The sequence below is a fragment of the Colwellia meonggei genome (assembly GCF_057537295.1).
In genome coordinates this window covers 693331-717063 of record NZ_BAAJLZ010000001.1, presented here as the reverse complement: position 1 = coordinate 717063, position 23733 = coordinate 693331, and the positions used below count along the sequence as shown (strand labels likewise).

The window sequence follows — 23733 nt, the reverse complement described above, 5'->3', positions numbered from 1 at the left end:
AAAATTGTTCTTATTCGCTATCACCCAAGCGAGCAATTTCTTCACCAAACTCTTTAATATCTTCAAACGAGCGATACACTGAGGCGAAACGAATATAAGCCACTTTATCTAAACTCTTAAGCTGCTCCATAATAATAGTTCCTAGCATTTCGCTAGAAACCTCGCGCTCGCCAGTGGCACGAAGTTTAGATTTCAGTTTATTAATGGATAACTCCATCTCTTCCGTACTCACAGGCCTTTTTTCCAGTGCTCGCACTAGACCATTACGCATTTTATCTTCATTAAATGGTTCACGTGAGCCGTCACGCTTAATAATGCGTGGCATAACGAGTTCTGCACTCTCAAAAGTAGTATAACGTTCATGGCACACTAAGCACTCACGACGGCGACGAACCTGATGGCCGTCAGAAACTAAGCGAGAGTCGATAACTTTTGTATCGGTGGCTGAACAAAAAGGACAATACATTAATGAGTTCCGTAGTAACGAGTGATGATTAAAGTAAGTCGCCATTTTAATTGAAAACAGTTCATTAAGCTAAAAATCTTATTCGGAATTATAAAAATCTCAATAACGTGATATGAAAGTGCTGTTTATTTTCTTCAAGAAACAAAAAATGGCCACAAATTGTGACCATTTTTAGATAATTCCGTTTTAGATAAGCAGAGCTTTTGTTCTCCGCTTATCTATAGGTAATTACTTGTAAACAGGGAAACGTGTACATAACTCTTTAATACCCGCTTGTACATTTTTAATCGTTTCTTCATTGTTAATATCATCTAAAATATCACATACGAATGTTGTGATTGCTTTAGTTTCTTCAACACCAAAACCACGACGAGTAATAGCTGGTGTACCTAAACGTAAGCCAGACGTTACAAATGGAGAACGAGGATCGTTTGGTACTGAGTTTTTATTTACTGTGATATGTGCACGGCCAAGCGCTGCATCAGCATCTTTACCAGTAATATCTTTATCAATCAAATCAAGAAGTAACAAGTGATTCTCAGTACCGTTCGAAACGACTTTATAACCACGTTCCTGTAATACCGCAACCATAGCTTTAGCGTTATCTAAAACGTTTTGCTGATAAGTTTTAAACTCAGGAGATAATGCTTCTTTAAACGCTACCGCTTTAGCAGCGATAATATGCATTAATGGGCCACCTTGACCACCCGGGAATACAGCACTGTTTAACTTTTTGTAAATTGCTTCATCGTCACAACCAGAAACAATTAAGCCGCCACGTGGACCAGCTAAGGTTTTATGCGTGGTTGTGGTTACAACATGTGCGTGTGGTACTGGGTTAGGGTATAAACCTGCCGCAACTAAACCGGCAACGTGAGCCATATCAACGAAAAAGTATGCACCTACTTTATCGGCGATTTCACGCATACGCGCCCAATCAACAATACCAGAGAATGCAGAAAAGCCACCGATGATCATTTCAGGTTTGTGTTCAATGGCTAAGCGCTCTAATTCAGCGTAATCAATATCGCCCGTTTCTGGATGTAATCCGTATTGAATAGCTTCGTAAGACTTACCAGAGAAGTTAACATGCGAACCATGAGTTAAATGTCCACCATGCGCTAAGCTCATACCTAACACTTTACCACCGGGAGAAACTAAGGCTTGAAAAACGGCAGCATTTGCTTGAGAACCAGCATGTGGTTGAACATTAGCATAAGTAGCACCAAATAATTCTTTAGCACGATCAATAGCTAACTGTTCTGCAACGTCAACATACTCACAACCACCGTAATAACGCTTACCTGGGTAACCTTCAGCGTATTTATTAGTTAGTTGTGATCCTTGGGCTTCAAGTACACGTGGACTACAGTAATTTTCTGAAGCAATAAGTTCAATGTGTTCTTCTTGGCGAACAACTTCATTACTCATTGCTTGATAAAGTTCTGGATCAAAATCAGCAATATTCATATCACGTGTAAACATGTAATTTCCTCAAATAGTCTGCCAGCGGCATTAGTTGGCTTAATGTGGTTAACATTAGCAAGGTCAATATAATTGCGGCATATTCTGCCTGAACTTAGCTGGGTTGTATACGATAAAACAACGCTGCTTTAGTTCATTTTGCAATCAATTATGCTTTGAGGTTAGCGATAAAAGTTTTTAACGAAACCTTCAAATAATCATCCGAACTAATATACTGCTTAAAAAAGATAAAAACAACAAATTAAAAACAGACAATCAAATGAAAATCAAAATTTAATTCGAGACATAAAGGATTATTCATTTTTTATAGCTATTTCATCTGTAAAAGCTGTTGATACTCTTTTTTGCGTTTTCTATATAAGTAATCAACAAAAAGATAAATAACGAGCATAAAGCCATTAGCCATTAAGTACGCAGGAAGTGCCGCTTTATCACTGGTTTGGCTGACGGTGTAAACAAACCAATTGACCAAAGGTATAAAGGGCAAAAATGATAACTTAGTGATCCACATATAACGCATAGATGATTCACTGCCGGCAATGGCATGATCAATCGCCTTTTCAGGGCTATCACAAAGTTGTGACCATATGGCGAAACGGATTTTTGCCTCAAAATAAATGAAAACGAGTGAGAATAAACCACCAAACCCAATATATATATTAACTGGCTCTCCCCATTGACCATCGTAAATGCCATACAGAAATACCACCAACAAGCCAAAAGTTGCAATAATATTTAATGCAAAACAAAGCTTTGCACCGCGAGTACGTCGACGAGTGCGCTTCATTAACGCCTGAATATCAGTTTTAGGTGTAGCTTGGCTTTGCCAATCATCACTTAACTTCGCCCAGGTTTCGTCAAAGATTTCTGTAGACTCGGTTTGCTCATCTTTCTGCTTTTCTGCCCTAGCTTGTGTTGGCAGCTCTTTGCTTTTTTCTGTTTCACTAGCTATTTTAGCTTTACTGTTTTCTTCGCTCATAATGCCTCCAATACTTGCATTAAAGCCGCTTTTGCTCGCTGTAACCGCACACCAACTAAATTGGTAGTAATGGCCAAAACATCAGCAATTTCTTGGTAGCTCATTCCTTCAAGCGCTAACGTAATAACTTGCTGTTGCTCAAGTTTTAATAAACGAATGGCTTGCGCTAGACGTTGCTGTCTTTGCTGTTGATCGAGTTCTTGGTAAGGGGTTGCTTGGTGGTGGTCTGCGGCTGACTCATTATCAAGATCGTTAATATCTTGCTCAGCCTTAATGGTTTTAACTGACTTAGCAACATGGGTTGCTAAGACGTTGTGCGCAATACGTGCAACAAAGGTTTTTGGGCTAGACTCCTGCCTAAATTTAGGTAAAGCCCGCCATATATTTAATGCAATTTCTTGAAATAGCTCATCTTGAATTGCCGCTTTGGCTTCAAAACCATTAATAATATGGCGCAGAAGACTTTCATATTCTTCTAGCCACTGTTGAAAAACTGCTTGATGATCCAAACTACTATCCTTGTTTTCAACTTGCTTATAAATATTCACTGCTTTATAAGGCGCTGATATTTTTATTGGCATAGAATTTAACATGATAGTAGTTTGGTGATCATTAAGTTTTCTCGCTATTTAGCTTAATGCCATAACCACTTTCTCTGACTTTAACTTATTCGCCAGCATAACAACTAACGCCACCGTAATACCTATAGTTACGCCACTTGTGGTTAACATCGCCAACCAATTTACTTCAACGCCTTTAAAAATGTCTTCCATAATTAGTGACTGACCGGCAATTGGCAGCCAATCTAACCATTGCGGGCGATCATCCATTAACATTAATGCCACAGGTACAAATGCAGGTATTGCAATAATCATATTGACGGTAGATTGTGCTTCTTTAAAACTTTTAGTTTGGAATGCCAAAAATAACTGACACGCGGTAGCAAAGAAACAAATAGGCAGTAATAAAAATAACAAGGTTAATGCCTTTGGTACGCCTAAACTAAAAGTTGCACCTATTTTAGTTAAATCGACAAAACCTATAGAAATAGAAGTGAGTACCAACACCATAACTACACCAATAACTGAAATAGTTGAAGCACTACACAGTTTTGCTAATACTATTTTCAGAGTGCTTACAGGTTGGCAAAGTAACATTTCTAATACATTACGCTCACGCTCTCCCGCACTAGAGTCAATAGCCACTGAAAGCCCCGACATAAATGCAGCCATCATCATATACAGCCCCATCATCATTGAAATCATAATAAAAGTTGCATCAGGTTTTGCCGTATCTTGCTCAACGACTTTCACAGCATTTAATAAACGAATATCAACACCACGTAATAACAGTCGCTTATAGCCAATCGATAAAGAGAATTCACGTACAGCATTATTAATACGTCGTGTTGGTGGCCCTACAGCCTTATCATTGAAGTCTGCTTTTAAGTGCACTTTTATGGTTTTACCCTCAGCCATGTTTTTCGCATAGTCTTCAGGGATATCAATGATAATATTGCGCTCGTCCCAAATCGCTTTATCTTCTTCAGGAATATCAGCAAAGCTCAATAAGTTTTGTTCTTCGAAATGTTTGATTAATTTAGGAGCATATTCAGCACCAGTAAATTTAATGTAGACTGGCGGTTCATCTATCGCTTTTTCAATAATGATTTTTGACATAACAGTGATCATTATTGGTGCCATAAATGCCATCATCAATGCAACCATTAACGCCCGTTTATCACGAAATGCTTCTTTGTATTCTTTTAATAGCAGAGCTTTAAACTGTATCATGCTGCTACTCCTTCATCTGAACCAATTAATTTAACAAACGCTTCTTCTAAATGCGTTTCACCCGCTAAGTCACATAACTCTTGCGGTGTTCCTTGTGCGGCAAGTTTGCCATTTGCAACAATAATCACACGGTCACATAACGCAGCAACTTCTTGCATCACATGTGAAGAAAATAAGATGCAATGCCCTTTAGCTTTAAACTTTGCCAAATGGTTGCGTAAAATTCGGGTGCTCATAACATCTAAACCACGAGTTGGTTCATCAAGCACAAAATTTTTCGGCTGATGTACCAAAGACTGCGCTAATGTTACTTTCATACGCTGACCTTGTGAAAAGCCAACCGTTTTCCGGTGTGCTAAATCTTCTAGCTCTAAGTCTTTAATTACTTGCTCAATGGCCTGCTTTTTTGCTTGCCCAGTCATACCATGAATGCTGGCAAAATAATCAATTTGTTCGTAAGCAGTTAAGCGCTCATACAAACCAAATTTATCAGGGAAAATACCTAGGTTTGCACGTGCCGATAAGGGATCTTCAGTCACTTTAATGCCGTCAATTGTCGCAAAGCCTTCATCAGCAGAAAGTAAGCCATAGAGAGTGCGCAAACAAGTTGTTTTGCCTGCACCATTCGGCCCTAAAATACCGGTTATTTCACCGTCTTTAGCGGTAAACGATAAGCCGTCTAATGCCTTTACAGAGTTTTTTTTGTCAATAAAGCTTTTATGTAAGTTATTTACTTCAATCATTTTAATTTCCTTTTTCTTATCACTTTACGTGCTTTATTGAATGCCATTGACGCTGGTCATAAATGTTTCTGCCGGTACATCTTTAAGGCAAGATTCATCAAGCGCTTTGGGATCTTTCTTACTTAAGAACTCATTGATAATTACATTGGCACAAGTGCTCATAGCAACAGTATGTGAAGCATTTTCAACAATAATATGATGACTATTAGGTAAAGTTTTTGCTGAGTATTCACCATTGCTCGGCGGCGTAACAGGGTCTAAATTACCTGACAAAATCAGTGTTGGCACATCTGCGGTAACGCTTTGATAAAAGGCTTCACCTGGGCGGTATTCAGGGAAGAATGGACAAATCATCTCCCAAGCTTTTTGACTATCCATGCCGTCGAAATTATTATTAGCATCAAGCTTTTTATCCGCTTGACTCACTCGTGGCATATCTTCATTACAGACAATATTAAACAATAAACCGGTATAGACTAATTGTTCGTCTTCAGTTCTTGCCATCAAACCAATAAGTGGCTTGTAATTTCCAAGGAAAGCTTGATGAATAACTAACGGCACCATAGAGCGTCCTTCCATACCATAAAGTTGAAAACGCAGGTTACCGGTAAACTTAACTTCATCGAGAACAAACTTAGTTGGCTCACCTAAACGAGGGTGTAGAATATCAAGCGTGACATTTTTTTCAGCTAAACGCTTTTTCACCGCTTGGAACTCTTCAGCTAGGTTCGGAAATGCTTGATGGCAAGAAACATTATTTTTACAGTTTTCGATTAGTAAATTAAACGATCTCGCACCACTTCGGCCAAATAAACCAATTGGCACTTCAATTGGCCCAACGCTGTCAAGTACAGCACTTTCCAGAGAGTCAGGGAACATACGCATATACACTAAACCAGCACGTGTACCATATGAACCACCGTAAATATTAATTTTTTCATGCCCTAATGCGGCACGAATACCGTCAAAATCACGGATAGCATTTTCTGAATTGTACTGGGTAACATCGCCTTTAAACTGAGCGATACAGTCTTTAACTTCCTGCGCATTAAACTCACTAGCTAAAGACGAGTAGACGTTTTCAACCGCTTCAAGTTCGCATGCTAGTGCGCTACTTTCACCGGTACCGCGTTGGTCAACCAAAATAATATCGCGTGTTTTTCTCACTTCACGAAAAATTCGATTTAAGCCGGTTGCTAATTCAACAGCAGCTTGCCCTGGCCCACCCGCTAAAAACATTAACGGAGCTTTATATTCGCTGTTGTCTATAGCAGGTAAAACAGCAAAGTTTACAGAAATTTTATCACCATTAGGCTGCTGATAATTCTCTGGAACTTGCAACTTACCACATTTAACTTGTGAGCGAATTTCACCTAAATGGCAATTTTCTAATGTCAGGTTTTCGTTTTTTATATCATTTGCTAGTGATTGTTGTGCAAAGCCCAATAAACCAGCAACGAACATCTTCTTCCACGTTATTTTCATTTTATCCTTCCTAATGATAATGTTGCTTGTATAGTCTGAGCAGTTGCAAATTTATTACAGTTATTTTTAAATAAAATAAAAATAATCAATAACGCACTGATAATTAATAATAAAAAGGCTCATCATGAGTGATAAAAACGAAGAACAGGCAAAATTGATTCAAGAAAACGAAGATAAAAAAGCAGGTATTAGTAGCGAAAAGTTGAACCTAATAATTGCCTTATGCGCAATTCTAATTTCTGCTGCATCATTTTATGCAACGTATCTGCAAGCAGATGCCGCAGAACGACAAGTAAAAGCAATGACCTTACCCTTAGTGCAATTTTCCAGCGGTAATTGGGACAATGAAGCAAGGAAACAAGAGCTAACGTTAACACTGAAAAATGCTGGTGTTGGTCCTGCAATAATTAAGCGAGTTGATTATAAATATCAGCAGCAAAGCTACTCTAGTTTAAACGCGTTTTATAAAGCTTGTTGTAGCGAGGAAGCAACTGAATATTTTTCCAGAGTCAAACAAAATGCAAAAATGGGTAAAGCCAACACTGATGGTTTATATATAACGACTCCACTCATAAATAGTATTATTCCCGGCCAAGAAGAGACGCCTTTTCTAACCTTCGCATTAACAGAAGGTAATCAAATATTCTGGAAAAAGTTAAATGACGAGCGCTTCAATTTAACCTTAAAAGTATGTTATTGCTCACTGCTAGATGAATGCTATAACACGGAACAGAATGGTATTGTTGAGCCGGTAGAATTTTGCCCTGTTCTGTAAAGAAGCGGCTGACTTTAAAAACCACCTTCGTACTTCTTGATCAAAAAAAGCCGCTAGGGAGAGTTAGCGGCTTTAAGTTCGACAGATTAAAATAAGAACGTTAACTTAAAAGTTAAAACTCATAACGTGCAACTAAGGAAACATAACGAGCACCTTGTCGGCCAGTTGTGATTCCCCAGTTAGGATCAGCAACAGTATTACCATCGCCATCAGTTATTGTGCCTTGCTGATAAACCGTTGTTTGAGTATCTGCATTAAGCAAGTTATAAACTGTTGCTTTAAGCAATAAATCATTGCCGAACAATTCATGACGATAGCTTGCTGATAAATCTAGCTTGAAAACCCAATCGGTTGTACCAGCACTGCCACGAGGTGACGGATTACCGTTTTCATCATAAAAAGACGCACCATGTCCGCGTTGCGCGTTACTTTCACAACTTTCCCACGGCATACCTGGTGCACATGAATCAACACCCAGCGGATGAATACCCATTTTATTAACTGGTTTACCATCAGAGATCGTCGTATTTAAGCCTAAAACAAAATCATCAGTTACTGAATATGAACCAAACAATTTAAATGCATGACGGCGATCGCTAGGTAGATTACCGCTAGCATGATCCTGAAGACCCGCATAATCATAAGATACTGTCCAACCTGGATCAGCTTGGTTATCATCATCATTAACTAAGCCAGCCGTATTACCCCACAGATGCGACCAAGTATATGAAGCACTAATATTCATTTTTTCTGTTACTTGGCCATCAAGTGTGAATTCAAGTGCAGTATATTTACGTTCAGACTTAGGCATGCCCATTTCTTCAGCTGATAGTTTAATATTGTTTACCGTACCATCACCATTAAAGTCATAATTAACATCTAAACCGTCACCAGGGTTAAATAGAATCCAGCCATCAATCCAACCATTAGATTCAATTCCTTCTTTTTTATACCAGTTTTGTAATACCGTTTGTAAGTCCGCATCTTCAATTGAGCGCTTTAACTCTCTAAAGATACCGCGAACACCAAAGGTCATATCACCATCAAATACTTCTGTTTGATATCCTAATGTGAACTCGTCTGAATACATAGGTTTCAAATCTTTTGTGGCTTTAGAGCCTGGAGCACCCTCACCTGATTGAGCAAGAAAAGTTCCCACTTGAGCACCACGGCTTGGTGAACCATCACCCGTAATCACTGGGTGACCATCAGCATCAACTTGATCGAGTTCATAGTACCAGTGTTCATCACGACGAGAGCCACCTTGCACAATATTCATATTGGCAGATACAGGCTGAAAGTAGCGTCCAAACGTTGCATAAACTTTACTTGTACCATCTCCATTTAGGTCATAGATAGCTTGTAAACGTGGCGCTATTTGTCCAGAAACGTCGACATACTTTTGCCCATCAGACATTTCATTTACGAAATCGCTATAACGTACACCTAAGTTAAGTACTAGGTTATCGTTAACTTGCCAAGAATCTTGGGCATATAATGACAAAGATTTAACATGAGAATCAGAGAAGTCTGTACGGATACGTTGGTCAACATAACCAGTACCCGCTGGTAGGCCTGTCCTATCAGTTCCGGTTGCTGTTTCAATATACCACCAACCTTGCGCAGGACCTTCACCATTTTGTGTAGACTGGTGATCAATATGTGTATCGTAGTAATCAACACCAAACTTTAATGAATGGTCATCCAAATCCCACATTAAATCAGCACGGAACTGATCACGGGTGAATTCACTTTCGGTGATTCTTGAAGAGGTATGTTGACTCAATTGACGGTAGCCATCAAAAAGGTATGAACCAACCCAAGGTAGCGCATCTGCAACGGTATTGTAAGTTTGGTCAGTTACACGACCAGCAACCACTTCAAGGGAAACATCATCGCTTAATATTCCCGTGTACTTGAGTCCTAATACATCACCACCAGTTTTTGATTTTGCAGCCGTACCATCACCTGTGCGGTCATTGGTTTGCCAATCATACTCGTAAGTTTTCCATTTATTATCATTTTCATAATTAATACTGGTAAATTCTAACGAGTGATTTTCGGTTATAAACCAGTCTAACTTAACAAACCAACGATCAGATTTAGATTCACCTAATGAGATTGTATTAGAACCTGCATCATCATAATCATCTTTTTGTGGCGCTATTAACGCATAGAAGAATAACTCGTCTTGAATAATCGCACCGCTACCCCATACGGAATAACGTGTAAATGTCGATTCGTCATCTTGGGTATTTGAATACAATTCATCATTGCTATAAAACAAATCATCATGATGTTCGCGCAGTGCTTCAGGATCAACTCGTGCTTGCACACCAAATTTAAATTCGTTACTACCAGATTTAGATACTGCGTTAACAATTCCACCTAATGCGTTTCCAAATTCAGGTGCTACGCCGCCAGTCTTAATTTCAGTTTGCGCAATCGCTTCCCATGGTAAATCAATTGAACCAAGGCCAGTTTTAATTTTGGTAACATTCATACCATTGAGATAATAACCGTTCTCAGCAGAGGAGCTACCACCAATAGATGGTGAACTTCTAAAGTTACTACCATTTGTAGCAGCAGCACCTGGCGCTAACAAGGCCATATTATTGAAGCCAGTATCAACAGGAAGTAAACTTAATTCATCGGCTGTAACAACAATACCACCATCAGAAGAGTCGAGTTCAATAAAGCTAACATTACGACCTGTGACCTCTATTCGCTCTATATCTTGATTAGAAGTAAATAATTCTCGATCAACAACTGAGGTAGAGCCAATTTTAACTAAAATATCAAATGAGTCGACTTGAAAGCCTTGTTTTTCAATAGATACTGTATATTCGCCAATGGGTAGCTTCCGTAAAACATAGTTACCCTGCGAGTCTGCGGTAACAGAACGGCTAATACCTTTTTCTTTATGCACTACTTTTACCGTTGCATTTGCAACCGCATCACTACTTGCGGTGACATTTCCTTTTAATGTGCCGCTAAAGTTGTCGGCAGCTAAAGCATTCGGTACCGAAAATAGCAAAGCACTGCTAACCGCCACAGCAGCAAGTGTGCGCTTTGTAGCAAAGCAACTTATTATTTTTGACATTGTTGATCCCTTTTTGGTGTATTGAAATACACTCATCGTTATTTATTATTAATCTCATTTATATGCCAATATATTGTATACAATATATTGGCATTGAATATATAATAACCAATGAGCACATTCAAGTAACAAATGCTTAACAGAAGTAACAAGTTGGAATAAGGCTTATTTTGTAAGGGCTAGCGCAATAAAAAATATCTAGCGAAGTATCTTTTATTGTACTTTTCACTGATTAATAGCGAATAAAATAGACATTTTAAGTGAATAATTAGTACTTTTTTGCATAATCAAACATACCGAAACAGGTGGGACTTGTTCAATAACATAAAGACAAGATAACTAAAATTGCTTTAGCCATTGCGGTAAAAACAGGCAATCATGTGAAATAACATAATTAATCATTCACATATCACCAAAATAACGATAAAGTCAGTAGTAGATATATTTCGCCAAAAAGAGGATAACTGATGGAATTAAATCAGTGGGTTGATGAGCTATTTGAAGTATTTGATGAAGACAAAGATGGCGTTATTAATAGAAGTGAGTTTGTTGAATTAATTGACTGCCTACTTCAAGACAAAGGCATTCGTATGTGTGAAACCATTTTTAATCGCTTCGACAAAAATCATGATAATTCTATCTCTAAAGATGAGTTGCGTGAAATGGTTATAGACTTAGCACTTTAAATAGTCATATTTGCTACACATCTTCTTCGCGCTTATTGAGTTGAATCACTTATATAAGCGCATATAACACTTTCCCTCTCTACTTCTTGTAAATTTCTGCTTTCGCTTATAGCTATTTTTGCTCGATAATTAAGGTGTTTACTTCACCTAAATATGCCTGTTAACAAAGCTAGATAACTATATAAAACCTCTATATAGCCTTCCTATACTCTATATCGGATAAATAAGATTCGTGCTTTGCTCAAACCTATTCACCCATCTAGAAGGTCAGACCACTAGCGTTGCATGCATGAATTTGTTATTATCATTTCGTGTACACGTGTACGCTGAAATTTACTAAGGTGTTTATAAGTGCAAACTCAAAGCTACGCTCTATCTGAAGAAATCGTTAACGCAATTAGCCACGGCTTAGCGGCTTTACTAAGTGTTGCGGGATTAACACTATTAGTAACTCTTGCTTGGCTACAAAATGATGTCGTAAAAATTGCAAGCTTTAGTATTTATGGTACGAGTTTAATACTGCTTTTTAGTGCCTCAACCTTATATCACGCACTGCTAAACCCAAAAGCAAAAAAACTATTTAAATTGTTTGATCATTGTGCCATTTACATTTTAATTGCCGGTACTTATACACCGTTGATGTTAATCACACTGTCAGGTGATATTGGCATGATAATGCTGACGATCATCTGGGGAATAGCACTGCTAGGCATACTTTTTAAAATTAAGTTTGGTAATAAATATAAAAAGCTATCACTTAGTACTTATTTAGGTATGGGTTTAATTTCTCTAACCATAGTGCATAAACTAAATGAAAAACTAGCAACAGAAGGGCTTGTATTACTTGCTTTAGGTGGGTTAATTTACGGCTTAGGTACTATTTTTTATGTCAGAAAAAATGCCATTTATAGTCATGCGATATGGCATATCTTTGTATTAGTGGCAGCCGTTTGTCACTTCTTTATGATGCTGTTTTACGTTTTGTAATAACCTAGCATTCCACCTAATTAATAAACACTTAACATTATCAAAATTTTATAAGTATAAGATAAAGAGTATTCAAAGTAGTCTTAAATAGTTGAATGCCAATGTTCCCCAACGGCATAATTAACCATCATTGCATATGCCATTTAAACTAGTATGACGTTTTTAGGCTATTTTAACTGCCATGTGCTCATTTGGCACAAATCTACATTAAAATTTCTAGCACTGCTCGCCACAACGCGGTGAAACTCTTGTCGATCAACTGGGGTAAACTTCTCACTCAAATGTATAGCTAGCGCATCATTTGAAAATAAATTCTCACCATTAACCTTAAGCCCACTTAACCATTTTTCTCGCGGTGTATGCTCTGTAATATATTGATGATCTGAAAGTATAATCATTATCCCTCGGGGATTTAACCGAGTTGCGACATGACGCAGTAAACTTGCCGGATCATAACCATTCTCTAAACTGTGCTGAATAAAAATAACATCATAGTTTTGAAAATGCGCTTTTAAATTGCAACCATCTCCTTGGCTAAATAATATTCGCTGGCAATTAGCGTGCTTTACGACCTGTTCAAGCGTAAATTCCTTATACTGGCAAATATCACCTTCAATGGTTTTGGTATAACGAACACTTTCCCCTGATTGCAGCCTTACACCGTGTTGAATAGTTCGCGCTGAAAAATCAACTGCATCAATATGCTCAAAGGTATTACTTAACTCAAACGCAATACGCCCTACGCTGCAACCTAAATTTAACAACCGGTTTGTCCCTACTCCATGCTCCGTAAGCAAAAATAGAATATGGTCGGCAATCTTTTGACCATAATCACCATACTCTAAAAAGCTATCACCAAAGTAACACTCTAATTGCTGACAAATATTTTTATCGGTTTCAAATTCATTAACCTTTTCATTTGGTACTTTGCTGTTTTCGCTTTCAATATAACGGAAGCCTGCATGCTGAAAAAAGTGCCGACGAAAAGCATACCTAGAAGATAATAAGGTTTCATTGCCAGTCGAAATCCAAGAGCCACCTTTGATTAAATTATGCTTGCCATCAAAGGTTGGTGTCGAAAAATCGTCATAAAGAGGGTGTACTGTAAATCCTGAAAAGCCGTCAATAGCGGACTCTGTCCATTGCCAAACATTGCCAATAACATCAAAAAATTCGCCATGTTGATAATAGTTAACAGGGCAAGAAGATGCATAATAAGCTAAGTTAATATTTCCTGGCGTATCACTCCATTGCTTTTGTTCGCTCGCAACATTATCGGTTAAGCAATACCATTCAGCTTCGGTTGGTAAACGAATATAGCTGTCACTAAAACTTTCTCGCCATTGACAAAATGCTTTAGCTTCTAAGCAATTAACCTCAACCGGCCAACTAAGAGGTAATGGTACTTCGTTCAGTAAATTACGTTGAAAGTACTGCCTGTCAATATTAAGCCAAAACTTAGGCATTTTAGCTTGAGTAAAGGTTAACCAGGCTTGTCCTTCTTGACACCAAAATTGGCTGTTTTGATAGCCGCCTGCTTGCACAAATTTTAAAAACTCTTGATTAGAAACTAAATATTTACTGGCTTTAAATTTACCCACTTCAATGCTAGCACTGCCATATTCGTTGTCCCATCCAAAGGTTTTATCATTATCTTTTTTCCCTAGTGTAACTGTTTGTACCGTCACACTAATTAGACTATTTTCTTCACTTGCTGCAGAAACAGTGCAAGGCAACCAAGTATCATTTTGCGTTAACCACTTTAGCGGTAGCATACGCATAATCACTGACGATGTTTCAAGATGAATACGCTCATGTTCACAGCCCATCAAAATAATCCAAGCAAGGGAATTTTGCTTAATAGGCAACGACAAATCCATGGTTTCAATTAATGTTAAAACCAACTGATACACAGTTTTACGATAATCCCGTAATTCATCAATACTGGGCCAGTCATAATGCTCACTATTGAGATCATCCCAGCTCATTTCATCAACACCCACCGCACAAATAGCTTCTAACCTGCTATTTACTCGTTGACTAATATATTTACCAAGGATGAGTTTATTAATATAAAATGTTGCCGTATGACCGTAATAAAAAACCAGCGGATGTCGTAACGGCTCAGGTCTAAGGAAGTAGGCATCGTCGTGATTAATTAATGAAAATAACGACTCATAAGTCGACCAAGTATTTTTAAAGTATGCTGCCAACTCCATTCGCTTTTCAGCAACAGAGCTTCCATCAAGTGTCGGCGTAGTAAGTTGAGTAATCATATTGTTCATTAACTTATATTTTTATTTCTATTCATCTAATTTCATTTAAACATGAATTTATTGCAGTTAGGCTAAATAATAATATCGGCCTGCTGAAATTGCTTTAAATAATATTGTTTTAACAGCTGACCATCACTGATTTCGTTTACTTGTTGAGTCGAAGGGAAGCCCTTTTGTTTCGCTAACGTTCGATCTATTGTCTGACTAAACCACGAATCACCTGCAAATAACGCGATAGCACCAAAGCAATCACTCTTATCATATAATGACGCCGGCAATTGCGTACTATTGGCACTTAGTTGAGGCTTAACATCATCAAGGGTATCAATAATATTTAACAGCGCATAAATAACATTAAGGAACGGATTATACTGCTCACTTGACGCACCAAGCCTATGTTCGATACGCGCGGTCTTATGCCAATTGTCACGACTTAGTAAAACATTATTTTTATCATCGTATAATATAGGTTCGACACCCATTTTTTGGTTATGTTTACCAATATCACGATAAAGGGCGACGCTACCTTGGTGACCACCAGAAATATCAACAGGTGAACATAACTCTGCTGCTAAACCATACTTTGTTTTTAACGCCAATCGCTCAAATGCATCTTCTTCAGGTAAGTACAATAAGCAACAAGGTAAACTGGTCGCCATAAAATTTTCTTGTAAGCGTTCAGCAAAATCACCTGAAGTAAGTACATTGCTGTTATTTTTATCTTGTAAACTTACATTGATTTGCACCGCATTCGGAATGTGCACCGCGCGCTTATCAAGGCTGAAAATATTATTGCAGCCTGATGCTAGCTTGCCTGTATCACCTGCCCAAACAACCGGCTTAATTAACGTGTTATCGACCCCTTGCCTAGCAAATAATTTTGGTAAAATATGAATAGCGTTATGTAAATTTTGAGCTTCTTTTAACGGGCTTTGGCCATTAAACAGAGAAACATATTCCCATTGATTACTCCAGTATTCAGCGACAACTTCACCATCAATACCCAATTTTGCTAAACTCTGGTTAACATTGTTATAGTCAACACTAATGTTGTTTCGCTTCTGATAACAGCCCTCTAGTTCAAAATGAACTACTGGACGGTAACCTAAGGTATTAATATATTGCTGCAAGCTTATAATTATGCTCTCAGCAAGTTTATTCAGATTGGTCATAATCATTCAATACGTTCAGGTACTCACTACTCTCTTACTTACATATCAACAAAAATCGCATTAAAAATTTAATATCTAATCACTCTCAGTAAAAACACTAATTTGGTTTTTCCCCAGATGCTTAGCTTGATACAACGCCGAGTCAGCATCAATGTATAACTGTTTAGCGTCTTGGCACCGTTCGGTTAATTCAGCAATACCAATACTTACCGTTACGGTATCATCGCTGCCTGAGATCATTTTTGTATTATTAATTATCGTTAAAAAGCGTTGTGCTACTTTTTCTGCTTCAGCAATATTTGTCCGTGGCAAAATACATAAGAACTCTTCGCCTCCAATACGGGCAAACGCATCTCCTTCGCGAAATACTTGCTTGCCAATGTTAGCGACCTGGCAAATAACTTCATCACCGACCGGATGACCAAATTTATCATTCACCCTTTTAAAGTTATCGATATCAATCAAGACCACGGCCAACTCAACTTTTGCTAAGTTACTACTGCTGATAATTTTATTTAAATTTTCAAAAATATAACGACGATTAAATAAACCCGATAATGGATCTCTAATAGTTAGTCGATGCATTTTTTTGTTATTTCGGTATTGAACAACAATGACAGCCAATACAACTAACACCATACAAATAATAAAAATATTAAAATAAATTTGTTGCGTGCTAATACTCTTGCGTTTCTCCAATTCTAATAACTCTACTTGAGAGCGTTTTTTCTCTAACGCCTGCGTGATCTGCTGTCGCTCAACCTCTAAGCCAGCTCTTACTTTTATCAATCGTTCTGAAGAATTCTTTAACAATAATTGAGTATATTTTCGATAATATTGCTCAAGCATTTTATAACCTAAATTATAGTCACCACGGGCATGCGCCAACTCACCTGAAATTTTTATGACTTCCAACTGCCAAGCTGTCCCCATAATTTCAGGCACTTTAGAAAACTCCGCTGCAGCATTAAACAACGCCTGTTCAGCATTATCTAACTGACCTAAAGCAATAAAACAATTCGCTTTTCTTTTATACAACTCAGCGTTGTAATCTACTAAACCATCCAAAGCAAGCGCCTTATCAATAGTTACAATAGCGAGTTCACAATCACCTTTTTCGGCATAGGTCATGCCTAAACCATAGGCTGAAAAAAAGCTAATATTTGAATTTGGTGTATAAGAAATTTTTTCTTGGTATAACTGAAAATATTCAATCGCTAAATCAAATTTTTTCCAATAACGATAGGTTGACGCTAAGCCGTAAATGGCTTCTGCAATATGCGCGGGGTAATCTAAATAAGTATAAACTTCTAAGGCTCGTTGATAATATTCAATCGACTTTTCGTAATCGTTTAAGTAGCCGTAAATAGCACCATAAGTTTCATTGATTGACGCTATTAAAAATTGATCTTTTAATGCAAAAGCTTCTACATAGGCTTCTTGAATATCAACCAACGATGTTTCAAATAACTCAGTTAAGGTTTTGGTATAAGCAAGCTCTTGCTTACCGTAAACATATAAATGGCTTAACTTTGCTTCATTAGCTTGTAGTAAAGCTTTAGCTAAAACTTCTTCAGACAGGGAATAATTACCCTGACGTTGATGAATAATACCTTGATACACATTTATTTTGGCTTGAATAGCTAAAGGTGTTTCATTATTAACAAGGCTTACCGCTAGCTTAATTGTCTGATTAAAATCATCATAAAAATAAACTAGATTTTCAGCTTGCGCTTTTCGTACTAACCACCAAAGATATTGAACCTCATCATAACTTTCTGCCGCATCTTGCAACCCTATAAGTTTTTGATAAGAAAGCCAAGGTTGTAGATTTATTTCGTTATCCATTTGGCTAAAGTCAATTTTATCATTTGCTCTAGCATCAATAAGTAGGCTCAAGAAAAACAAAATGCAACTAACACAATATGCAGCTATAACCTTCCCCATTTCGTTACCACGCATTACATCCATCAAACCCTTAACATTAAGCTAACACAAATAAAACAATTAAACGACTGAAAACCAAGCAGCTTATTTCAAGGTAGTTTTACCAAGTGTTCGGGTTAAACCTTCAGTTAATGATCTGAAAAAGCGGAGGAAAAATAATTAAGCTTTATAGATACGGTTAAAATCTTTGACACTAAAACCATTGAGAATTTGATCAGCAATTTTAACTACCGGAACCCCACGTCTATTTAATTTAGAAAACTCTTTTTGACCTGCTGGGGTTTTAATATTACATAAACGAAAAGGAATTTTTTCTTGCTCAAGATATCGTTTAGCACTTTCACAATGAGGACAATTTTTCATGGTATAAAGGGTTACGCGTTTCATTTTTGCTAGTTTCACTTATACAATAAATTCCCTCAAATTATCTCACATTAATGCGAGTAGCGAAAATACTCATAATAAAACATCAGTGCAGCTGTCGGTGCTATTGCGCCTGCCATCGCTGGGCGGCAATAACGGCTTGCCCATTTAACACTCGCGCATCAAACACATCACCAATTTCAACTTCACCTACACCAGCGGGTGTACCCGTCATAACAATATCGCCATCCTCTAAATCAATAAACGACAAAATCTCTTTGAGAATTTTTTCGGGTGAATACAACATCATAGCAATACTGCCTGTTTGCTTACGTTGACCATTAATATCAAGTTGCAGTTCAAAATTTTCTGTTATTGAGTCGATAGTAACAAAGTCACTAAACAGTGCAGACTGGGTAAATGCCTTTGCACGCTCCCAAGGCAAGCCTTTCTTTTTAAGATCGGATTGTAGCTCTCTTTTTGTTAAATCGAGCCCTACACCGATAGCGGTAAATTTACCTTGTTGATACATAAAACAAAGTTCTGCTTCATAGTGTAGCGTTTCTTCGTGAAAGGCGGATAGCTGCGAGCCAATAGCAGCGTTGGGTTTGAAAAATAGCACCATATTATCAGCGACCTCATTCCCTAGCTCACTGATATGGTCAATATAATTACGTCCAACACAAATAATTTTAGACGGAGTAATATAACCATTGTCGACTTTAATTGATTTCATTTGACAGCCCTTTCAAATACTTAACATCATTTACTATTATATCGACTCATACGGATACTTGACTAGGCTTTTACTAATTTCAATGCTGGCTTTTCATTATTCATCGGCGTTATTTTTACCGTGTCAGATACACGTCGACGTTGTTTAAAACGATCAAAATTAACATTTTTTACTTCTAGCTGCTGAGTCATTTTAACAAATGTTTGATAGTCTTCACGGGTGAAATCATCATCTTCTCGAGTCAACAATCCGTCAATATATGCGCTATTACCGTTTAGTGTAAAATTAGCAATGGCTGAGTAGGGTTTACCAAAATCATCAACTCGTATTGCGCGAACCGATTTCACTTCAAATATCCACTTATCAATTTGAACATAACGAGATAGTGTTTGCTCAGAAGACTGATTATTCATATTGGGGGCCTTAAATTTCAGTATAAAAAGGCCGACTGTTTGGCTGGGAATGAATGCTTGCAGTCGGCAAAAAAGGGAGCTGTTAAACAGCGTTTGCTAAAAAACTATGACAATGATTTTTTCATGTTCTCAAGATAAATATTAAATTCTTGCTCACTAATTTGTTGATCACCGTTTGTATCAACTTTCTTAAAATTTTTACTTAGTACCTTGTTGGCAGACAATTCCTTTGCACTTAAGGCGTTGTTTTTATCAGCATCATAGCTGGCAATAAGTTGAGAAAAAGACATTGCAGGTTGCTTGGCTTCTGGCAGTACCTTATTGATATCGCTATTTGCAAAAACAACATTTGATACCAATGAAGCAACAACTACAGTTATCGATAATTTTTTTAAGCTAATAGTACTCATGTTTACATCCTTCTCTTAGGTTAACAGCACATCAATCAATATGCTTACTATGGCAATCGCCATTTACATACGGATATTGCACATCCTGTACCAAAAATATAAGCAATTGAAATATAAGGATTAACTAAAAAAACTCTCATCTAAACTGTCACCTATTAGCAACAGTATAATTAATTCATTTTTTACATTTACATAACCATAATAAAAAAAATATTTTTTATTATTAAAAATCAATAAGTAACAATAAAAAACCACAAGCAAATTAGATGTCTCCATATTGAGACAGCATTGTTTTTTAGTCAAAATTGGCTGACACTAAGGCTGTACTTATGAGTTAATAAATAATGAAATTGCCCTTGTGAATAAAACAAAACAACATCTTTCCACAAATCAAGCAACTCAGCTGTCTGTGCTAAATCTGTCGATAAAGTCGCTGACATTATTAGGGTTCAGTTTAGTGGCAATTCCGCTCGTTATTGCACTGCTATTCGGTGCTTCACAAGTAAATTCTCTATCGAGTGCCAGTGAAGGTGCTATTAATGACGTTAAAAAGCTACTTGATAGCCAGCAGCTATTGAAAAGCAATCAAATAAAAATGGAACGAAGTGCCGCTCAATACATAGTATTAAGAGATGCTGCTTTATCAGAAGTTTACTTAGCACAAAGCCAACAGATTTTATCAATCGTTCAGCAATTAAGCGCTACTAGCAATGACGATGAGATTCAAAAATTATCAAAAAATTATATGGATACAATTACTGAACTAGTAGAAAGTACCATACCGCAAGCTGAAGCACAGCCCACTACTAATCAAGATATCTTGCAACCAATACAGAAAAAATTTGGCATGCTTACCACTATTTCGGAAAAGATAAATCAACGAAGTAATGCGTTAAACAGCCAGCATATTGACCACATAAAGCAAGCTGCTCAGTCAACACGCGATATAATGATACAAAGTTTGCTCATCATTCCGGTTAGTGTGGTAATTGCTGCATTGTTTATTTTTCTAATCACCAGCCCGTTAAAAACATTGGCACAAAGTATCTACCGTTTACAGCAAGGTAAATTCGACCAAAAAATTACTGCAACAGGCTCGCCTGAAATTCAAGAAATAGCGCATGCATTAGAGCATATGAGAACTAGACTACATGCGCTTGAGCTACAAAAATCTAGCTTTATTCGGCATATTTCACATGAATTAAAAACTCCACTTGCTGCCATTAGAGAAGGAACTGAACTGCTTTATGACAATAGTGTTGGTGAGCTAAATGCAGAGCAACAAGAAATATCTCATATTATTAAAAATAGTGTTTTCCGTTTACAAAAACACATTGAAGATTTACTCGACTTTAATATCGTACTCGACTCTACAAGCTTACAAGACAGTGAAAAAATACTGATTGTTCAAGAGATAAAACAGGTAGTCTCCGCGAGAGCATTAGATATAAAGCGTAAGAAAATTCAACTAAATATAAAGGAAAATAGCCTAGGTATAATTAGCAACCGCAAACAAATTAATGTCATCATAGACAACTTGTTATCTAACGCGATTAAGTACTCACCAAGTGAAGGTGTTATTGATATTGATACCTTGCTTACTGACGGCCATTTAGAATTATCAATTACCGATTACGGTGTTGGTATTAACGAAGAAAACCAAAAACACGTATTCGATGCTTTTTTTCAAGGTCCTCCACCTAGCGATAGTTTAATTAAAGGCAGTGGCTTAGGTTTAACAATTGTTAAAGAACTTATCCTTAGACTCAATGGCGATATATGGTTAAACAGCCAACAAAATCAGCCAAGTGGCACTAAAATTACTATTAACATACCGCGCGCATTCCAACAAACGGAGCCTGGCTAATGTTTCAATTCCATTATATTTCAATATCAGCTTTCTGTTTGGTTGCAACGTTATTGCTGTCAGGTTGCCAACTTACCAGCAACTCGCCCGACTCAGTTAAAAGTTACGGCGAATACTATCTTGCATTACAACAACTCACAGAAACTCAGCTGATGGAGGAAGTTAATGTACTGCAAAGCAAAATGGCTGTAACGGTAACGGAACAAACCAGACAAGATTACGACAGCCAAATAAAATTATTACTGCTATACAGCTTACCTAAGTCGCCTATTTACAATAGCTTCAACGCTAAAGCTTTACTTAACCAGATGCAACAAGAAGGAAAAAACCTCGCTTTTGCCAATATAAATCCAAGTGAACAGGCATTTATCACCTTATTGCGAGACCAATTAAACCAACGCTTACTAATGCGTAATCGATTGCTACTACAACAACAAGAACAAGCAAAATTAACATTGAAAAAGCATCAGTTGCTAATTGAAAAAATAGCTATTTTAGAACAAACAATCATCCAGTTAAAAAAGATTGACCAAGCCATAGATAAGCGCCAATAACACCTTAATAGCTGTATATTTCCGAAAATAATTGAGATTAATTAATGATATCAAATAACGACTTATCAACAGAAAACACCAGTAAAATCCTCATTGTTGATGACGATCCAAGCTTACTGCGTTTACTTGGCATTCGCCTTTCTGCCGCTGGTTACCAGGTAGAGTCAGCTAAAAATGCCAAAATTGCCTTAGGCAGGTTAGAAAGTTTTCATCCGCATTTAGTGATCAGTGATTTAAAAATGGAAGGCATGGACGGTATGGCGTTGTTTGAACAAATTCGTTCTAAGCACCCACATATTCCAGTTATTATTATGACGGCACATGGCACCATCCCAGATGCGATCAATGCCACTAAGCAAGGTGTATTTAGTTTTTTAACTAAACCGTTTGAAAGTAAAGAGCTGCTAGAAATTGTTCAACAAGCGATACGATTACAACCAGCCGAGCTAAATCATAGCCAAGCTGACAACCAATGGCGTGATCAAATTATAAGTCGTAGTACGGTTATGGAGTCACTGCTTCAGCAAAGTAAACAAGTTGCAAAAAGCGATTTCAGTTTACTGATTCATAGTCAAAGTGGCACAGGTAAAGAGCTACTCGCTAAAGCAATTCATTTAGCTAGTCCTCGTCATGATCAGCAATTCACCGCTATTAATTGCGCTGCTATTCCAGAACAACTATTGGAGTCAGAGTTATTTGGCCATAGCAAAGGTGCATTTACCGGTGCTGAGAAAAATCACATAGGTTTGTTTCAAGCCACAGACGGCGGCACGCTATTTTTAGATGAAATAGGCGATATGCCAATGAGCTTTCAAGTAAAACTATTAAGAGCTTTGCAAGAGCGAGAAGTTAGGCCTGTAGGTAGTACACAGTCAGTTAAAGTAGACGTTAGAATCATTTCAGCAACTCACAAAAATTTACAGCAGGCTATTATTGATAAAACCTTCCGTGAAGATTTATATTACCGATTAAATGTTGTCGAATTAGAATTACCACCTCTTACAGAACGTCGCGAAGATATTCCGTTATTAGCTCAGCATTTTTTATCACGTTCAACCGAACAATCACACATTAATATATCCGGATTCTCACAAGAGGCCATGGAGATTTTAATCAGTGCCGCTTGGCCAGGAAATATCAGACAATTGCAAAATGTTGTCGAGCAAACGGTGGCACTTTCTACAGAGCCCTTGATCAGTGAAATGTTAGTTAAAAATGCCCTGCGCGACAAAACCACAATTTTACCGTCATTTGTGCAAGCTAGAGATAAATTTGAACGAGACTATTTGGCGAAACTTTTAAAGTTAACAGCAGGCAATGTATCTCAAGCAGCTAAAATTGCACAACGTAATCGCACTGAATTTTATAAACTATTGAATCGACATCATTTGAGCGCAGAAGCATTTAGAGATGAATAATAATTTCGGAAAAATTAAAAAAGACTTAGCGCACCTCACAATGAACTAAGTCTTTTTTACAAAATGAATTACCTT

The 23733-nt window shown here is 37.4% G+C and carries 21 protein-coding genes; 6 read left to right on the top strand and 15 right to left on the bottom strand.

The window, feature by feature from the left end:
- Nucleotides 1-10: 10 nt before the first annotated feature.
- From nrdR to AC27E9_RS03160, 7 genes are all read right to left on the bottom strand, one after another.
- Nucleotides 11-466: a transcriptional regulator NrdR gene (nrdR, locus tag AC27E9_RS03190; protein WP_487078925.1), complete on the bottom strand. Its 456-nt coding sequence runs from the start codon at nucleotides 464-466 to the stop codon at nucleotides 11-13.
- A gap of 228 nt (nucleotides 467-694) precedes the next feature.
- The gene (gene glyA, locus AC27E9_RS03185; protein WP_487127184.1) at nucleotides 695-1951 is read right to left on the bottom strand and encodes a serine hydroxymethyltransferase; all 1257 of its coding nucleotides are present in this window, start codon (nucleotides 1949-1951) and stop codon (nucleotides 695-697) included.
- A gap of 310 nt (nucleotides 1952-2261) precedes the next feature.
- Nucleotides 2262-2930: a hypothetical protein gene (locus AC27E9_RS03180; RefSeq protein WP_487127182.1), complete on the bottom strand. Its 669-nt coding sequence runs from the start codon at nucleotides 2928-2930 to the stop codon at nucleotides 2262-2264.
- Nucleotides 2927-3523, bottom strand: coding sequence for an RNA polymerase sigma factor (locus AC27E9_RS03175; RefSeq protein ID WP_487127180.1), 597 nt, complete (start codon nucleotides 3521-3523; stop codon nucleotides 2927-2929). The genes AC27E9_RS03180 and AC27E9_RS03175 overlap by 4 nt, the downstream gene beginning before the upstream one ends.
- Before the next feature lie 36 nt (nucleotides 3524-3559).
- Entirely contained in the window at nucleotides 3560-4723 is a 1164-nt protein-coding gene (locus tag AC27E9_RS03170) for an ABC transporter permease (RefSeq protein ID WP_487127178.1), read from the bottom strand.
- Complete coding sequence (locus tag AC27E9_RS03165; RefSeq protein ID WP_487127176.1) at nucleotides 4720-5466, bottom strand: ABC transporter ATP-binding protein; 747 nt, start codon at nucleotides 5464-5466, stop codon at nucleotides 4720-4722. Before AC27E9_RS03165 ends, AC27E9_RS03170 begins: the two co-directional genes overlap by 4 nt.
- A 33-nt stretch (nucleotides 5467-5499) precedes the next feature.
- Entirely contained in the window at nucleotides 5500-6951 is a 1452-nt protein-coding gene (locus AC27E9_RS03160; RefSeq protein WP_487127174.1) for an alpha/beta fold hydrolase, read from the bottom strand.
- A 124-nt stretch (nucleotides 6952-7075) separates the two neighbouring features.
- Between AC27E9_RS03160 and AC27E9_RS03155 the strand changes: the two genes are divergently transcribed.
- Entirely contained in the window at nucleotides 7076-7726 is a 651-nt protein-coding gene (locus AC27E9_RS03155; protein ID WP_487127172.1) for a hypothetical protein, read from the top strand.
- A 112-nt stretch (nucleotides 7727-7838) separates the two neighbouring features.
- Here the strand turns inward: AC27E9_RS03155 and AC27E9_RS03150 are convergent, their stop codons facing one another.
- Complete coding sequence (locus AC27E9_RS03150; protein ID WP_487127170.1) at nucleotides 7839-10829, bottom strand: TonB-dependent receptor; 2991 nt, start codon at nucleotides 10827-10829, stop codon at nucleotides 7839-7841.
- Nucleotides 10830-11296: 467 nt separating this feature from the next.
- Here AC27E9_RS03150 and AC27E9_RS03145 point away from each other — a divergent pair, with 467 nt between their 5' ends.
- Nucleotides 11297-11515 (top strand): EF-hand domain-containing protein, encoded by a 219-nt coding sequence (locus AC27E9_RS03145; protein WP_077286225.1) that lies wholly within the window; start codon nucleotides 11297-11299, stop codon nucleotides 11513-11515.
- Nucleotides 11516-11866: 351 nt separating this feature from the next.
- The gene (trhA, locus tag AC27E9_RS03140; protein ID WP_487127168.1) at nucleotides 11867-12502 is read left to right on the top strand and encodes a PAQR family membrane homeostasis protein TrhA; all 636 of its coding nucleotides are present in this window, start codon (nucleotides 11867-11869) and stop codon (nucleotides 12500-12502) included.
- A 167-nt stretch (nucleotides 12503-12669) separates the two neighbouring features.
- Here trhA and ovoA read toward each other — a convergent pair whose 3' ends face one another.
- From ovoA to AC27E9_RS03105, 7 genes are all read right to left on the bottom strand, one after another.
- Nucleotides 12670-14787, bottom strand: a complete 2118-nt coding sequence (gene ovoA / locus AC27E9_RS03135) for a 5-histidylcysteine sulfoxide synthase (protein WP_487127167.1) — start codon at nucleotides 14785-14787, stop codon at nucleotides 12670-12672.
- Between the two features lie 62 nt (nucleotides 14788-14849).
- On the bottom strand, nucleotides 14850-15950 hold the full coding sequence (locus AC27E9_RS03130; protein WP_487127165.1) for a hypothetical protein: 1101 nt from the start codon (nucleotides 15948-15950) through the stop codon (nucleotides 14850-14852).
- A 75-nt stretch (nucleotides 15951-16025) separates the two neighbouring features.
- Nucleotides 16026-17912 carry a tetratricopeptide repeat-containing diguanylate cyclase gene (locus tag AC27E9_RS03125; RefSeq protein ID WP_487127163.1) on the bottom strand — a complete coding sequence of 629 codons (1887 nt, stop codon included), beginning with the start codon at nucleotides 17910-17912 and terminating at the stop codon, nucleotides 16026-16028.
- A 144-nt stretch (nucleotides 17913-18056) separates the two neighbouring features.
- A complete protein-coding gene (locus AC27E9_RS03120; RefSeq protein WP_487127162.1) occupies nucleotides 18057-18299 on the bottom strand; it encodes a glutaredoxin family protein in 243 nt (80 codons plus the stop codon).
- A gap of 85 nt (nucleotides 18300-18384) precedes the next feature.
- Nucleotides 18385-18996 (bottom strand): fumarylacetoacetate hydrolase family protein, encoded by a 612-nt coding sequence (locus AC27E9_RS03115; RefSeq protein ID WP_487127160.1) that lies wholly within the window; start codon nucleotides 18994-18996, stop codon nucleotides 18385-18387.
- Between the two features lie 62 nt (nucleotides 18997-19058).
- Complete coding sequence (locus AC27E9_RS03110) at nucleotides 19059-19409, bottom strand: hypothetical protein (protein ID WP_487127158.1); 351 nt, start codon at nucleotides 19407-19409, stop codon at nucleotides 19059-19061.
- 104 nt (nucleotides 19410-19513) lie between these two features.
- The gene (locus AC27E9_RS03105; RefSeq protein ID WP_487127156.1) at nucleotides 19514-19819 is read right to left on the bottom strand and encodes an EF-hand domain-containing protein; all 306 of its coding nucleotides are present in this window, start codon (nucleotides 19817-19819) and stop codon (nucleotides 19514-19516) included.
- A gap of 358 nt (nucleotides 19820-20177) precedes the next feature.
- On the opposite strand from AC27E9_RS03105, the gene AC27E9_RS03100 reads away from it, so the two are divergent.
- From AC27E9_RS03100 to AC27E9_RS03090, 3 genes are read left to right on the top strand one after another with little or no spacing between them, the layout of a single operon-like run.
- A complete protein-coding gene (locus tag AC27E9_RS03100) occupies nucleotides 20178-21686 on the top strand; it encodes a HAMP domain-containing sensor histidine kinase (protein ID WP_487127154.1) in 1509 nt (502 codons plus the stop codon).
- Nucleotides 21686-22240 carry a hypothetical protein gene (locus tag AC27E9_RS03095; protein WP_487127152.1) on the top strand — a complete coding sequence of 185 codons (555 nt, stop codon included), beginning with the start codon at nucleotides 21686-21688 and terminating at the stop codon, nucleotides 22238-22240. Before AC27E9_RS03100 ends, AC27E9_RS03095 begins: the two co-directional genes overlap by 1 nt.
- A gap of 44 nt (nucleotides 22241-22284) precedes the next feature.
- Nucleotides 22285-23658 carry a sigma 54-interacting transcriptional regulator gene (locus tag AC27E9_RS03090; protein WP_487127150.1) on the top strand — a complete coding sequence of 458 codons (1374 nt, stop codon included), beginning with the start codon at nucleotides 22285-22287 and terminating at the stop codon, nucleotides 23656-23658.
- Nucleotides 23659-23733 lie beyond the last annotated feature (75 nt).